14 protein-coding genes are annotated in these 14,966 nt (G+C 58.6%); 11 read left to right on the top strand and 3 right to left on the bottom strand.

Features of this window, described 5'->3' with window-relative positions:
* The first annotated feature begins 203 nt into the window (after positions 1-203).
* From acnA to WKI41_RS17435, 3 genes are all read left to right on the top strand, one after another.
* The gene (acnA, locus tag WKI41_RS17425; protein WP_340194731.1) at positions 204-2,897 is read left to right on the top strand and encodes an aconitate hydratase AcnA; all 2,694 of its coding nucleotides are present in this window, start codon (positions 204-206) and stop codon (positions 2,895-2,897) included.
* Positions 2,898-3,165: 268 nt separating this feature from the next.
* On the top strand, positions 3,166-3,948 hold the full coding sequence (locus WKI41_RS17430; protein WP_340194732.1) for a DUF1223 domain-containing protein: 783 nt from the start codon (positions 3,166-3,168) through the stop codon (positions 3,946-3,948).
* A gap of 297 nt (positions 3,949-4,245) precedes the next feature.
* Positions 4,246-4,638: a DUF2794 domain-containing protein gene (locus WKI41_RS17435; RefSeq protein WP_340194733.1), complete on the top strand. Its 393-nt coding sequence runs from the start codon at positions 4,246-4,248 to the stop codon at positions 4,636-4,638.
* A 184-nt stretch (positions 4,639-4,822) separates the two neighbouring features.
* Here the strand turns inward: WKI41_RS17435 and WKI41_RS17440 are convergent, their stop codons facing one another.
* From WKI41_RS17440 to WKI41_RS17450, 3 genes are all read right to left on the bottom strand, one after another.
* Positions 4,823-5,605 (bottom strand): Bax inhibitor-1/YccA family protein, encoded by a 783-nt coding sequence (locus WKI41_RS17440; RefSeq protein WP_340194734.1) that lies wholly within the window; start codon positions 5,603-5,605, stop codon positions 4,823-4,825.
* A 267-nt stretch (positions 5,606-5,872) separates the two neighbouring features.
* Positions 5,873-8,422, bottom strand: coding sequence for an ABC transporter permease (locus tag WKI41_RS17445; protein WP_340194735.1), 2,550 nt, complete (start codon positions 8,420-8,422; stop codon positions 5,873-5,875).
* A complete protein-coding gene (locus WKI41_RS17450; RefSeq protein ID WP_340194736.1) occupies positions 8,419-9,132 on the bottom strand; it encodes an ABC transporter ATP-binding protein in 714 nt (237 codons plus the stop codon). The genes WKI41_RS17445 and WKI41_RS17450 overlap by 4 nt, the downstream gene beginning before the upstream one ends.
* A 67-nt stretch (positions 9,133-9,199) precedes the next feature.
* Here WKI41_RS17450 and WKI41_RS17455 point away from each other — a divergent pair, with 67 nt between their 5' ends.
* The 8 genes from WKI41_RS17455 to WKI41_RS17490 all read left to right on the top strand — a co-directional run bounded on the left by WKI41_RS17455 (position 9,200) and on the right by WKI41_RS17490 (position 14,960).
* Positions 9,200-9,850: an arylesterase gene (locus tag WKI41_RS17455; protein WP_340194737.1), complete on the top strand. Its 651-nt coding sequence runs from the start codon at positions 9,200-9,202 to the stop codon at positions 9,848-9,850.
* Positions 9,851-9,918: 68 nt separating this feature from the next.
* A complete protein-coding gene (gene thpR, locus WKI41_RS17460; protein ID WP_340194738.1) occupies positions 9,919-10,512 on the top strand; it encodes an RNA 2',3'-cyclic phosphodiesterase in 594 nt (197 codons plus the stop codon).
* Positions 10,513-10,664: 152 nt separating this feature from the next.
* A complete protein-coding gene (locus WKI41_RS17465; protein WP_340194739.1) occupies positions 10,665-10,970 on the top strand; it encodes a 4a-hydroxytetrahydrobiopterin dehydratase in 306 nt (101 codons plus the stop codon).
* Between the two features lie 52 nt (positions 10,971-11,022).
* Positions 11,023-11,400 carry a YkvA family protein gene (locus WKI41_RS17470; protein ID WP_340194740.1) on the top strand — a complete coding sequence of 126 codons (378 nt, stop codon included), beginning with the start codon at positions 11,023-11,025 and terminating at the stop codon, positions 11,398-11,400.
* Between the two features lie 364 nt (positions 11,401-11,764).
* Positions 11,765-12,268, top strand: coding sequence for an invasion associated locus B family protein (locus WKI41_RS17475; protein ID WP_340194741.1), 504 nt, complete (start codon positions 11,765-11,767; stop codon positions 12,266-12,268).
* A 22-nt stretch (positions 12,269-12,290) separates the two neighbouring features.
* On the top strand, positions 12,291-12,467 hold the full coding sequence (locus WKI41_RS17480; RefSeq protein WP_340194742.1) for a hypothetical protein: 177 nt from the start codon (positions 12,291-12,293) through the stop codon (positions 12,465-12,467).
* Positions 12,468-12,537: 70 nt separating this feature from the next.
* The gene (gene rlmN, locus WKI41_RS17485; RefSeq protein WP_340194840.1) at positions 12,538-13,710 is read left to right on the top strand and encodes a 23S rRNA (adenine(2503)-C(2))-methyltransferase RlmN; all 1,173 of its coding nucleotides are present in this window, start codon (positions 12,538-12,540) and stop codon (positions 13,708-13,710) included.
* A gap of 296 nt (positions 13,711-14,006) precedes the next feature.
* Positions 14,007-14,960, top strand: a complete 954-nt coding sequence (locus WKI41_RS17490) for an ABC transporter substrate-binding protein (RefSeq protein WP_340194743.1) — start codon at positions 14,007-14,009, stop codon at positions 14,958-14,960.
* The last annotated feature ends 6 nt before the right edge of the window (positions 14,961-14,966 follow it).

The following is a 14,966-nucleotide window of genomic DNA, read 5'->3' on the forward strand; positions in this document are numbered from 1 at the left end:
CACGTTTTGGCGAAATTATCTATATGGGTCTCAACCACGCCAGCGGCCGGCGTGAACATCACCTAGCGCCGGACCTGAACGTTGCGAAAGCAATTTTCTCGTGCGGACAGCGGAAATGGTCGTACCCGCATCCTGATGTGCATGATAGTGCATAGGTGTCCGCACGCGCGTGTTGGCTATCAGAATGAACGGGGTTTACTACCGTGGCCAAATCTCTCGACAGTTTCAATTGTCGTTCGGTTCTTACCGTTGATGGTAAGGACTATGTCTATTACAGCCTGCCGAAAGCGGAAGCGAACGGCCTCAAGGGCGTCGCCAATCTACCCTATTCGATGAAGGTTCTGCTTGAGAACCTGCTGCGCAATGAAGACGGCCGTTCGGTTCGCAAGTCCGATATCGAGGCTGTTGCCGAGTGGCTGAACAACAAGGGCCTGAAGGAAGCGGAAATCGCTTACCGTCCCGCCCGCGTTCTGATGCAGGACTTCACCGGCGTTCCCGCTGTCGTCGACCTCGCAGCCATGCGCGATGGCATCAAGGCACTCGGTGGCGATCCGGAAAAGATCAACCCGCTGGTTCCCGTCGACCTCGTCATCGACCACTCGGTGATCGTCGACGAATTCGGCAACCCGAACGCTTTTGCCCGCAACGTTGAGCTGGAATATGAGCGTAACGGCGAGCGTTATCGCTTCCTCAAGTGGGGCCAGCAGGCGTTCAAGAACTTCCGCGTCGTTCCTCCGGGCACCGGTATCTGTCACCAGGTGAACTTCGAATATCTCGGCCAGACCGTCTGGACGAAGGACGAGGATGGCGAGACGATCGCTTATCCGGATACCTGCGTCGGCACCGACAGCCACACGACCATGATCAACGGTCTTGGCGTTCTGGGCTGGGGCGTTGGCGGTATCGAAGCCGAAGCGGCCATGCTCGGCCAGCCGGTTTCCATGCTTCTGCCAGAAGTTATCGGCTTCAAGCTGACGGGCACGCTGAGAGAAGGCGTCACCGCGACCGACCTCGTTCTGACCGTCGTACAGATGCTGCGCAAGAAGGGCGTCGTTTCCAAGTTCGTCGAGTTCTTCGGACCTGGCCTCGACAAGCTGCCGGTTGCAGACCGTGCGACCATCGGCAACATGGGCCCGGAATACGGCGCGACCTGCGGCTTCTTCCCGGTCGACACCGCAACCGTCGGCTATCTCGACATGTCCGGCCGTGCGAAGGATCGTATCGCGCTCGTCGAAGCCTACTCCAAGGCGCAGGGCATGTGGCGTGACAATGATGGTTCGCAGCTCGTCTTTACCGACACGCTCGAACTCGACCTCGGCGACGTCGTCCCATCCATGGCCGGCCCGAAGCGTCCGGAAGGCCGCCTGCCGCTCGAAACCATTGCACCGAACTTCGCAACGGCTCTCGAAAACGACTACAAGAAGCCAGGCCAGCTCGACACCCGTTACGCGGTCGAAGGCGAAAGCTACGATCTCGGCCATGGCGATGTGGCCATCGCCGCCATTACGTCGTGCACCAACACCTCCAACCCTTCGGTGTTGATCGCTGCCGGTCTTCTGGCACGCAATGCCGTTGCCAAGGGCCTGAAGTCCAAGCCGTGGGTAAAGACCTCGCTCGCACCTGGAAGCCAGGTCGTGGCCGAGTATCTGGAAAAGGCTGGCCTGCAGAAGGAGCTCGACGCGCTCGGCTTCAACCTCGTCGGCTTCGGCTGCACGACCTGCATCGGCAACTCCGGCCCGCTGCCTGCACCGATCTCCAAGACCATCAATGACAAGGGTCTGATCACCGCTGGCGTTCTTTCCGGTAACCGTAACTTCGAAGGCCGTATCTCGCCCGACGTTCAGGCGAACTACCTCGCGTCTCCGCCGCTCGTCGTCGCCTATGCGCTGGCCGGCACGGTGCAGAAGGACCTGACGACCGAGCCGCTCGGCGAAGACCAGAACGGCAACCCGGTCTACCTGAAGGACATCTGGCCGACCTCTGCGGAAGTGCAGGAGTTCATCCAGAAATACGTCACGCGCGAACTGTTCGAAACAAAGTACGCAGACGTGTTCAAGGGCGACGAAAACTGGCAGGCCGTACAGGTTCCTGCTGGCCAGACCTATGCCTGGGACGACAACTCGACCTATGTCCAGAACCCGCCTTACTTCGTCGGCATGGGCAAGAAGGGCACTGGCCTCAAGGACATCAAGGGCGCGCGCGTTCTCGGTCTCTTCGGCGACAAGATCACCACCGACCATATTTCTCCGGCCGGTTCGATCAAGGCAGCGTCTCCTGCCGGTGCATACCTCACCGAGAACGGTGTGGCGGTTGCCGACTTCAACCAGTACGGCACACGCCGTGGCAACCACGAAGTGATGATGCGCGGCACGTTTGCCAACATCCGCATTCGTAACCACATGCTTGGGCCGAACGGTAAGGAAGGTGGCTACACCATCCACTATCCGTCCAAGGAAGAGATGTCGATTTACGACGCAGCGATGAAGTACAAGGATGAGGGCGTTCCGCTCGTCATCTTCGCTGGCGTCGAATACGGCAACGGTTCCTCGCGTGACTGGGCTGCAAAGGGCACCAATCTGCTTGGCGTCAAGGCCGTGATCGCACAGTCCTTCGAGCGTATCCACCGCTCCAACCTGGTCGGCATGGGCGTTGTGCCCTTCACCTTCCAGGAAGGCACGACGTGGGCAAGCCTTGGCCTGAAGGGTGACGAGACGGTTACGATCGAAGGCCTCGAAGGCGAGATCAAGCCGCGTGAAACCAAGATCGCTAAGATCACCTACTCGGACGGCACGGTGAAGGACATTCCGCTGCTTTGCCGCATCGATACGCTGGACGAAGTGACCTACATGGACAATGGCGGCATTCTGCAGACCGTTCTTCGCGATCTGGCAGCCTGATCCATCTGTCGAAGAGTTCGAAACGCCGGGAGCAATCCCGGCGTTTTTTTGTGACTAGAGGAGCGCTGTTTCGCAATAGCTCATGGGCGCGTTTTGAGATGTAGCCGGTCTCAGTCTCGCGCGTTTGCTTGCCGACGCATAGCCCAGCAATGCTCACCCCATCGTGACTTCCTCTTGAACGGAGTTCGAGGCTATTTTCCGCCTTGCCACCACACCCATATTGATTGCATCAATGGTTCGGACCGGCCTTCAGACAAGGGTTCACATCATGCCGAAGACATTTGGCCCGCAGCGAAGCGGCATTTTCAGAAACGGGCTTCGCAGCGTCGGCATTTCGCTGTGCCTGTTCGGTGGGCTTTTAGGCAGCACGGCCTATGCTCAGGATCAGCTGAAAGGCGTCGTCGAACTCTTTACCTCGCAGGGCTGTGCCTCTTGCCCGCCGGCAGATGCCAATCTGCGCAAGCTCATCCAGAACGGCGATGTGATCGGTCTGTCCTACCATGTGGACTACTGGAATTATCTCGGCTGGACGGATTCGCTGGCGTCGAAGGAAAATACCGAGCGGCAATATGGTTACGCGCGCGCTCTTGGACGCAACAATGTCTACACGCCGCAGGCCGTGGTGAATGGTCGTGACCATGTAAAGGGCGCGGATATTCAGACGATATATCGTCGGCTGGATGATTTCACCAAGGCTGGTGAGGGTCTGAACGTGCCAATAAACACCGAGCGCGTCGGCGACGAGATCGAGATCGATATCGGTGCCGGTCAGGGTAAGGCAGAAGTCGTCGTCGCCTATTTCAATCGCGAGCAGGTCGTGGACGTGCAGAAGGGCGAGAACCAGGGCAAGACGATATCCTACTGGCACAGCGTCTATGATGTGCAAACAGTCGGTATGTGGGATGGCAAGGCCATGACTGTGAAGCTTCCGGCGAGCGTCATGAGCAAGGCGAAATCCGGCGGCTGCGCCGTTCTGCTGCAACAAATGGATGCAGCCGGCAATCCATCGGCGATTGTGGGCGCCAACGTGCTGATGCAGTCTGAAGGGTAAGAAGAGATTTGGAGATCCCCGGTGGGGGAGATCCGGCCCGGGCATTGGGGGCTGGGGGTAAAGGGTCAATGCACCGGACCGGGTCATCTTGGTGCCTAGGCATCAATTGACTATCGCAATATTCCATCGAATTCGGGCCATGATTTGTTCGAAATTGGGCATTTGCGCCTGTTCGATCTGCCTCATTGGTTACCGACCCGGTTGGCCTTTTGCGCGTATAATCTGTGGGCTTGCAATTTCGCCAAGGCAGGGACAGACTGTTATATAGATGTCATAAGCAGTCGAGCGAGGTGCCGGATGACCGATCAGCCGGATTTGCAACACGCAAATTCCCAGACGCGAGAAGGCTCAACCGTCGTTGATCTTCGTGAATACAAGCGAGCCAAGGACCCCTTGCCCGTAACCTTCCACCGCCGCGAGCTGGACGCCATCCTACGGATCTACGGACGCATGGTGGGCGAGGGTGAGTGGCGCGACTACGCCATCGATCACATGAGGGAAAAGGCGGTGTTCTCCGTCTTCAAGCGCTCCGGCGAAATGCCGCTCTTCAGGATCGAAAAGAACCCGAAGCTTGCTGCCAAGCAAGGCGCTTACTGCGTCATCAATACGGATGGCCGTATTCTCAAGCGCGGGCACGAATTGCCGCAGGTGCTGAAGGTGTTCGACAAGGCGTTGAAGCTGATCGACTAAAGTGCCATGCGTCTGATTAGATGCGCAAGGGACGCTTTTTTGAATCCACGCATCGGCCCCAAATCGAGTTCAATCCTCGAGCCGACGCAGTAAGGCGGCGGTGGAGCGACGCTTCCTCGGCCTTGCAGCGGACATGAAAAAGGCGGCCAGTGGCCGCCTTTCTGTTTGAGCGCTATTGCGATCCTTAGTTGTTCCGGTTGCCCAGGAACTGAAGCAGGAACATGAACAGGTTCAGGAAGTCGAGGTAGAGCGTCAGAGCACCCATGATCGCCTTGCGACCAGCGACGAGAACGTCATCACCTTCGAAGTACATTTCCTTGATCTTCTGCGTGTCATAGGCGGTCAGGCCTGCAAAGATCAGAACGCCGATCGCGGAGACCGCAAAGCCAACAGCGCTGGACTTCAACCAATAGTTAACGATCGACGCGATGATCAGGCCGAAAAGGCCCATGATCAGGAACGAGCCCATGCCGGACAGGTCCTTCTTTGTGGTGTATCCATAAATGGACAATGCACCGAAAGACGCCGCGGTGATGAAAAAGACCTGAAGAACGCTGCCTGTGGTGTAAACCAACAGGATGGACGAGATGGATATGCCGACAAGAGCAGCATAAGCCCAGAACGTAGTCTGCGCCGCAGACAGGCTCATCTTATGCACGCGGAAGCTCAGGAAGAAGACCAGCGCGAGCGGAGCGAGCATTACCACCCAGCGCAATGGCGATGCGTAGACTGCGGCACCAAGTTGCGTCAGCATTTTGCCGTTAGACAGTGTTGCGACTGCCGCCGCAGGATCGTTTGTCACAGCGAGGCTAGCAAAACCAAAGGCAGCAACACCGGTAATTACCAGCGCGAGCGCCATAAGGTTGTAAACCTTGAGCATGTAGGAGCGAAGACCTTCATCGATCATCGCACCAGACTGAGCACGGCCTTGGGCCATGCGGTTCTGGTAGTTGTTAAAGTCAGCCATTGTTTCCTCTTTTAGCTCCGAAGTTGCTACGGTGTCGGGATAAGACCGTTATGCGGATACTATCCCAGGCGCCGCTGCGGAGCTACAGCAAGCCTACCAGAGAATATGAGACGATGGCGCAGTTGTTACAAGAGCGGAGAATGTCTAAAAAACACCGTATGCGCGAAAAGCGATAACGTTTTTGACATCATTACGAAGAATTAATCGTAAAAGTTAAATCGCGCACAACTTTTCCGATTTTTCAGCTATTGCTTTGCATCCAGTGGATTACTCGCCTGCCTGACGCAGCACGGGTGCGGCCTTCTGGCCGAGAATGCGCCATGTGCCGATGAGCCCGATGCCCACCGTCATGAGGAGCGAAACGACAAGCGTGCCGATCGCCACATCCGGCAGGAAGCTGGACGGCAGCTTCATGATGCGGGCAATCACGAACCACGCGGAAACACCACCCGCGAGAAGGGCGAAGGTGGCGGTCGCCACGCCGAGAATCATATATTCGTACGAGAAGGCGCGGATCAGCATGGAACGGGTGCCGCCCAGCGTTTTAAGGATCACCGCATCGCGCGTGCGCGCGCGGTTGCCTGCCGCCAAGGCACCGGCCAGCACCAGTACGGAGGCAATCAGCGCAACGGCAGCAGCCGCCCGGATCGCGGTGGCCAGCTGCCCCACCAGCCGGTCGACGATATCGAGCGCATCCTTTACGCGTACGGTGGTAATGGTCGGATAGGCGTTGGTGACGCTGCGCAGGATCTCGCCTTCCTTGGCGGGTGTCGCCGACGGGTCAGCAAGCGTTGCAAGCCATGCATGTGGGGCGCCACGGAAGGTATTGGGCGAGAACACCATGACAAAATTGATCGACATGGACTGCCATTGCACGTCACGCAGATTGGCGATCTTGGCGGTGATGCTGCGGCCAAGGACATTGACGGTGACCGTATCGCCGATCTTGAGGCCGAGTTCGCCCGCCTCTTCGGCGGCAAAGGAGACGAGCGGCTCACCGCTATAATCCTTGCCCCACCATGCGCCTTGCGTGAGCTTGGCATTTTCGGGGAGATCTTCCGAGTAAGTAATGCCGCGGTCGCCGCGCAGAACCCAGCGGCCGGATGGTGGCACCTCGATCTTGGTGACGTCCTGGCCGTTCAGCGCCAGGATACGACCGCGCAGCATCGGCACTTCTGTCAGCGTGCCTTCCGGTGCCTCGCGCTTGACGAGGTCGTGGAAACCATCGCGCTCGCTGCCTTGGATATCGACGAAGAAGAAGTTCGGGGCCTTCTCCGGTAGCGTCGAGGTCAATTCCCGCCGCAGGTTGCCATCGATCAGCGTCAGCGTCACCAGCAGCGTCAGCCCTAGCCCCAGCGACAGCACGACCGAGGGCGTCAGCGCGCCGGGTCGGTGAATATTGCCGATCGCAAGCCTAAGGGCTGCGGAATGGACGCGTGGGCTGCGTTTCGCCAAGGCTTTGATGCCGGCAGCGACAAGCCTCAAAACAACGAAAGCAAACGCTATGGCGCCAAGGAACACCGCGGCGATGAAGCGGTCATCCGCCGTGAAAATCGCAAGGCTCGCAAGCGCTGCGAGAAGGATTGCCGTTGCAGCCAGATACGGCCAGGAAGGAAGCCTACCCTCGTCGAACCCCTGTTCGCGGAAGAGAGCTGTGGCGGGCACTTCACGCGCCTGACCGAGCGGCACGATGGCAAAAGCAAGCGTCGTCAGCATGCCGAAGACGGCAGCAAGCCACAGCGCCGATGGATAGAAGGCAAGCTCTTTCGGGATTGGAAGAACGCCGTCCAGAAAGCGCATGGCAATCAGGGGCGCAACCGCACCGAATACCAATCCGATCAGGATGCCGACGCAGGCAATGAAGCCGATCTGGAAGAGATAGGTCATCGTCACCACGCTTGCTGGCGCGCCAAGGCACTTTAGCGAGGCAATGGTGGTGCGCTTGGAATCGAGAAAGGCGCGTACGGCGTTGGCAACACCGACGCCACCGACGATCAGCGCAGTGAGGCCGACAAGCGTCAGAAACTGGGAAAAGCGATTGACGTTTTCGGTCAGTTGCGGCGCGGCGCGATCACTGGTGCGAATGGACCAGCCGGCGTTCGGAAACTGCTTGTTGGTCGTTTCAATGATCGTCGCGCGCCTGGATGGGTCGGTCAGGCGAACCTTGTAAGCATGCTCGATCAGGCTTCCTGTCTGGATCAGACCGGAGGCGACAAGCGCATCCCGGCTGATGAGAAGGCGGGGCGCGAAGCCGAAGCCGTCGGAAAGCGTGTCCGGTTCGGTCACGATGATGCCCGTCAGTTTCAGCCTTGCATTGCCAAGAAGCAGGTCGCCGCCGACCTTGATGCCCAGACGCTCAAGCAGCATCGGCGCCGCGACCGCGCCGAAGCTCTCACCCTGTCTAGCCAGAAGCTCCGGAAGCGGACGCGCCGGTTCGGAGACGAAATCCCCGTAGAGCGGATAGGCACCATCGACGGCCTTTACCTCCGCCAGCGTCTGCTGCGATCCGTCCTCAAGGCGGGCCATGGAGCGCAGACCGTCGGAGACGGCGACGTCACCGAGACTGTCGATATAGGCGCGTTCCTCTGTATTGGCTTCGCGGTTTCTGAGCTCGAAACGCACATCACCGGCGAGAATGGACTGACCCTCATCGGCAATGGCGCTGGTGACGGCCCGCGAGACGGAATTGACGGCGGCAATCGCTCCGGTGCCAAGTGCAATGCAGGCGAGGAAAATGTAAAAACCGCCGAAACCGCCGCGGATTTCCCGGCGCGCCAATCTCAATGCGTTTCGAATGTTGGCCGCTGACGGAATCATGCGCTTGCCGCCTGTCTGGCGGCGGTGGAACCGGCGCTGTCACCCTCGATCTGTCCGGAGCGCACCTTGATCTGGCGCGTGCATCGGGCGGCGAGCGAGGGATCATGCGTGACGAGGATCATCGTCATCCCGCGTTCGGCCTGCTTGGAGAAAAGAAGGTCGGCGATTTGCTTGCCGGTGTCGGTGTCGAGATTGCCGGTGGGCTCATCCGCAATCAGCACGGCAGGCGAAGGCGCCAGCGCTCTGGCAATCGCCACGCGCTGCTGTTCACCGCCCGACAATTGGCCGGGGTAGTGGTTGAGGCGTTGCCCGAGACCAACGGCGGTCAACTCTCGCTCGGAGATTTCAAAGGCATTCGGTACATTGGCAAGTTCCAGCGGCACTGCGACATTTTCTAGTGCCGTCATGTTGGCAATCAGGTGGAAGGACTGGAAGACGATGCCGATATTCTTTCCACGAAAATCCGCCAGAGCATCTTCGCCGAGCTTGTGAAGCTCCGTTCCCGCAATCGTGATCTCGCCGCTATCCAGCCTCTCAAGGCCTGCCAGCACCATCAGCAACGTGGACTTGCCGGAGCCAGAAGGCCCTACAATACCGACTGCTTCGCCTTCCTGGATGGTGAGATCGATGCGTTTCAAAACGTGGACGGAAGCGGCAGCACTGCCAAGAGTGAGATCCGCTTTCTTCAGCTCGATGGTGCTTTTCGCCACGTTTCGCGTTCCTATATATCCAAGAGTGCAGAAGCCTTGCCCGGCTTCACCAATTAGGAAGGCTGGTATGAATTTTAAAGCCGCTGCCGCTCACTTCGTCGTCATTTGTGGAGCGCTCTTTTCATCCTCTTATGCGCAGGCTCAAGACAAGCCATTGCAGATCGTCGGCTTTGGCGACAGTCTCATGGCCGGTTATCAGCTGGCGCCAAACGAGAGCTATGCCGCGCAGCTTGAAGCGGCGCTGAAGGCCAAGGGCATGAATGTGGTGGTCACCAATGCCGGCGTTTCGGGCGATACGAGCTCCGCCGGGCTCGCCCGTGCCGAATGGTCGGTCCCGGATGGGACGGACGGCGTAATCCTGGAACTTGGTGCCAACGACGCGCTGCGGGGCATTCCGCCGGCCGATACCGAGAAGAACCTCTCAGCCATCATCGAAGGGTTCCAGAAGCGCAAAATTCCGGTCCTGTTGGTGGGCATCATCGTGCCGCCGAATATGGGCGGCGATTACGGCAAGGCGTTCAACCCGATCTATGAGCGGCTGGCGCAGAAGTATCAGGTACCGCTCTATCCGTTCTTCCTGGATGGTGTGGTGCTCGATCAGAGCCTGCAACTGGAAGACAGGATGCATCCCAATGCTAAGGGTGTGGCGGTGATGGTGGAAAAGTCGCTGCCAGCAGTCGAGGCCTTTGTTAAGACTATCAGTGCGCAAAAAAAATAAGCACTTGCGCAGCCAAGCGTTGCATGATTCGCTGTTCTTGTTCTGCCAAAAGATTCGGGGAGCTCGCCATGCCGAGACTGTTTACCGCCCTCGAAATTCCGCGCAACGCGGCGATGAGCCTTTCATTGTTGCGCGGTGGTCTACCGGGAGCCCGGTGGATTGACGTGGAGAATTATCACATCACCTTGCGCTTTATCGGGGATATAGACGGCCGCACTGCCGATGAGGTGGTCGACCGGCTGGATCGCATCGAGCGTGAGGAATTTCAGATCAACCTGACGGGCATCGGTTCCTTCGGATCGAAGAAGCCGCACTCCATCTGGGCAGGGGTGTCTCCTTCCCCGGAAATGGTCGCTCTCCAGGCAGAAATCGAGCGCATTTGCCAGAGACTTGGCCTGCCGCCGGATCCGCGAAAGTTCACGCCGCATGTCACGCTGGCAAGGCTTCGCAATTCGAGGCTCGACGATGTGGTCCATTATCTTTCGGGCCGCGGGGACTTTCGCACATCCACCTTCACCGTCGGACGCTTCGTTTTGATGTCGTCGAAGGAATCGGTGGGTGGCGGACCTTACATCGTCGAAGAGGCTTTCCCGCTCTACGAAAACCGTTCCGCCGGCATCTATTCCGACGCTGGACTGCTTCCGGAAAAGAGCCTGTTTTAACGTCGCGCATCCATGATGCATGCTCGTAGCATCGGCTGGGCATGGTCCTGGCCGAGGTCTCCTTTCGGATGCGATCTATCGGCCATGCGTGAACCAAAGCGCATGTCCGACCGTTGAATCGCATCGAATCAATGTGCGGGGGACGGACCATCATGACCTATGCGAAGCTTGAAACGGAAGCAGTGCAGACGGCGCTTGAAACGCTCGACGGCTGGTCGCTGCGCGAAGATGGGCTTGCAATCGTCAAGGCCTACAAGTTTGCCAGTTTCGCTGAAGCCTTCGGCTTCATGGCCGAGTGCGCGCTTGCGGCGGAGAAGCTCAATCATCACCCCGAATGGTCGAACGTCTATTCTCGCGTGAAGATCTGTCTCACCACGCATGACTCTCAGGGCATTACCGAGCGCGATATCCTGCTGGCAAAGGCCATGGACAAGGCGGCTGCCGGGCGCGGCAATTGAACGCCAGACGCGGGCGACTATATTATTCGCCATGACCAAAGGAACCACGACCATGGATGACGTCAAGATCGGTGAAATCCTGCTTCCCGGCGATCCCGATACGCAGAAGGAACGCGAGCAGACGGTGCGCGCCAAGTTCTGGCCGAAGATGAAGCGGGTCGTCAGCAAGGTGCCTTTTGCCAGAGATGCCGCTGCCGCTTATTATTGCGCCGTCGACCCGTCCACGCCCTTGCGCGCCAAGGGTATTCTGCTGGCCGCGCTCGGCTATTTCATCATGCCGATCGATGTCGTGCCGGATATGTTGGCGGTTATCGGCTTTACCGACGACATCGCCGTTTTGACAGCAGCGCTTGCGATGATCCGTGCCCATATCAAGATGGAGCACTACGACGCGGCGGACGCAGCGCTGGAAAAGATGCGCGAAGAGTAACGGCCCTGTGATGCGCCGTTAGAGGCGCTTCGAAATCCCGACAAATTCTTGCCTGAATTGGCGTGTCATAGCTGTGGGTGTGGCGCTGTCTCGCGTCGCTTGGAGCGTGCTTTTGCACGCATCCAGGACCCTCTGACGCATGTGTTTTGTCGAGGCTTTACCAGGCTTTGGCGCAGCAGGCTTCTTTGGGCGCGCGGGGAGTATCCGAACTGTAACACCGCGATACAATTCTCACCTTTTAATGATGGCGTTGACGGTTTGGTAACCGTTCCTTAGCCAAAATGAAGATGACGGCCTTCACCTAGCACCGGCCCGGCCTAGCCGTTCGGGCAACTGGAAGACAATAAACCCGGCAGGAAATTCAATGTTTGTAAGAAGTGTAGCAACCGCAGCCGCCATTTTGCTGACCAGCGTCAGCATTGCCTCTGCACAGTCGCCCACGCGCATCCAGCAGTTCAACGCTTGGGGTGCCTATTCGTACAAATCGGGTAAAAGCACCGTTTGCTATGTTCTGTCCGTTCCAACCGCCAAGGAGCCGGCAAGCGTCGACCACGGCGATATCTTCTTCATCGTGTCGCAGCGTCCGGGCCAGAACATCTCCTATGAGCCGCAGGCCATGGTGGGCTATTCTCTGAAGGAAGGCTCCAAGGTCAATGTGACGATCGATGCCAAGAACTTCGTCATGTTCACTAAGGACAAGGCTGCCTGGGTTGAAAACGCCGCGGAAGAGCCAGCGCTCGTTGCCGCCATGAAGACGGGCAAGAGCATGACCGTCAAGGCGACGTCGGGTCGCGGCACGGCAACCTCGTACTCCTATTCGCTCTCCGGCATCTCTGCCGCGCTGAAGCAGATCGAAAGCTGCAAGTAAGCAGTCTTGAAGATAAAGCGTAATGGCCGGTCTTTTGACCGGCCATTTGCGTTTTGGCCGGTTTGGTGCTAGATGCGCGCCTAACACGAATGCTGGCGACACCAAGATGATCGCAGCACTTTTGGATTTTCTCGACATGCAGATGACGTTCCGCCGTTTCGACAGGTCGGTTTCGCTCGTGCATTGGATGATGGGATAGGACGATGTCCATTTTGGAAGCTACACCCGGTCTTGCAGTCAAAGCGCCTCTGGTCGCCAACAGCGATCTTATGTCGGACAAGCCATCGCTGATCGGCATGACGCGCGAAGAGATGGCCGATGCGCTGATGGACATCGGCGTGCCGCAAAAGCAGGTCAAGATGCGCGTGAGCCAGTTGTGGAACTGGCTTTACGTGCGCGGCGTATCCGATTTCGACAACATGACAAATGTCGCGAAGGACCTGCGCGAGACGCTGAAGGCGAAGTTCACCATCGCGCGACCGGAAATTGTCGAAGAGCAGATCTCCAATGACGGCACGCGTAAGTGGCTGATGCGTTTTCCCCCGCGTGGTGCCGGGCGCCCGGTGGAAATCGAGACTGTCTATATTCCAGAAGAAGGCCGCGGGACGCTTTGCATCTCCAGCCAGGTCGGCTGTTCGCTCACCTGTTCCTTCTGCCACACCGGCACGCAACGCCTGGTGCGCAACCTGACGGCGGAAGAAATTCTCTCGCAGCTTCTGCTCGCCCGCGATCGTCTGGGCGATTTCCCGGATGGCTCGACGCCGGTCGGCGCCTACGTGCCGAGCGAAGGCCGCAAGGTCTCCAACATCGTCATGATGGGCATGGGCGAACCGCTCTATAATTTCGAGCATGTGAAGACAGCACTGCTAATCGCCACCGATGGCGACGGCCTGTCGCTGTCCAAGCGCCGCGTAACGCTCTCGACCTCCGGTGTCGTGCCGGAAATCTTCCGCACCGGCGACGAGATCGGCGTGATGCTGGCGATCTCGCTGCATGCCGTGCGCGACGAGTTGCGCGACATGCTGGTGCCGATCAACAAGAAGTATCCGCTAAAAGAACTGATCGAAGCCTGCCGCAACTATCCGGGCCTGTCGAATGCGCGCCGCATCACCTTCGAATATGTGATGCTGAAGGACGTCAATGACAGTCTGGAAGATGCCAAGATGCTGATCCAGCTTCTCAAGGGCGTTCCGGCCAAGATCAATCTCATCCCCTTCAACCCATGGCCCGGCACCAACTATCAGTGCTCGGACTGGGCGCAGATCGAGAAGTTCGCCGACTTCATCAACCAGGCAGGCTACGCCTCACCGATCCGCACCCCGCGTGGACGCGATATCCTGGCAGCCTGCGGCCAGCTGAAGTCGGAGTCCGAACGCATGCGCAAGACCGAGCGCCTGGCGTTTGAAGCGATGATGATTGCCGATCATGGGGCTGACGACTGAGCCGTTTGTCCGGTGCTTGGTCGTTTGCCGAGGCAGTAAGTGTCCACTGCCCTCATCCTTGAGCTTGACCTGAGGAACCACCTATCAATGGCTTATAAATCCTCGGCTCGAGGCCGAGGATCACCCGAGAGTGGCCTTTGGCCGCTGTGGACCATGGTGACGGTTTCACGCACTTCGCGCGTCACGCTCAAATCAGTCGAATAATTGATCACCCCGATCGCTCCCGCGTGATTGATTTCGGTTTAACCCTTTCTTAAAGAGAGCGGGAAAAGCAAAACAATCGGAGGAATACCCTTATGCGCGCACTTATCCTGGCGCTTGCCGCCGCCACGGCTCTTGTCATTCCTGCCAAGGCGGAAGACGTCACCGTCGCTGTCACAGCTATTGTCGAGCATCCAGCCCTCGACGCCGCACGTGATGGCGTGAAGGCAGCGCTTGCCGAGGCTGGCTACAAGGAAGGCGAGAACCTCAAGTTCGTCTACCAGTCCGCACAGGGTAACCCCGGCACCGCCGCGCAGATCGCCCGCCAGTTTGTTGGCGACGCGCCGAATGTCATCGTGCCGATCTCCACGCCGTCGGCGCAGGCCGTCGTTGCCGCAACGCGCGACATTCCGGTCGTCTTCACCGCCGTTTCCGATCCCGTCGGCGCGCAGCTGATCAAGTCGATGGAGAAGCCCGGCCGCAACGTCACCGGTCTTTCTGACGCGCTTCCGGTCAATGAGCATCTGGCTCTGGTCAAGGAAATCGTGCCGTCTGCCAAGACGATCGGCTACATCTACAACTCGGCTGAGGCCAACTCCGTCTCGACGCTCGCTCTGCTGAAGGAAGCAGCGGCAAAGGCCGGTCTGACGGTTGTCGAATCCGTCGCCACCAAGTCCTCCGAAGTCCAGGGCGCGACCCGCGCGCTGGTCGGCAAGGCGGATGTGATCTATGTCCCGACCGACAACACCATCGTCTCCGCCTTCGAAGCGGCAGCCGGTGTTGCGGCCGAAGCGAAGATCCCGCTCTTTGCTGCGGATACGGATTCGGTTGCTCGTGGTGCCATTGCCGCGCTCGGCTTCAACTATTTCGATGTGGGCAAGCAGACCGGCGCTGTCGTCGTGCGTATCCTCAAGGGTGAGAAGCCAGGTGAAATTCCTGCGACCGTTGCTGCTGGCACCGATCTCGTTCTCAACAAAAAAGCCGCCGAAACGGTTGGCGTGACCTTCCCCGAGGCCGTTGTGAAGCGCGCCACGAAGGTGATCGAGTAAGATCGA

Origin of the sequence: Agrobacterium larrymoorei, from assembly GCF_037722385.1 — a bacterium.
Lineage (GTDB): Bacteria > Pseudomonadota > Alphaproteobacteria > Rhizobiales > Rhizobiaceae > Agrobacterium > Agrobacterium larrymoorei_C.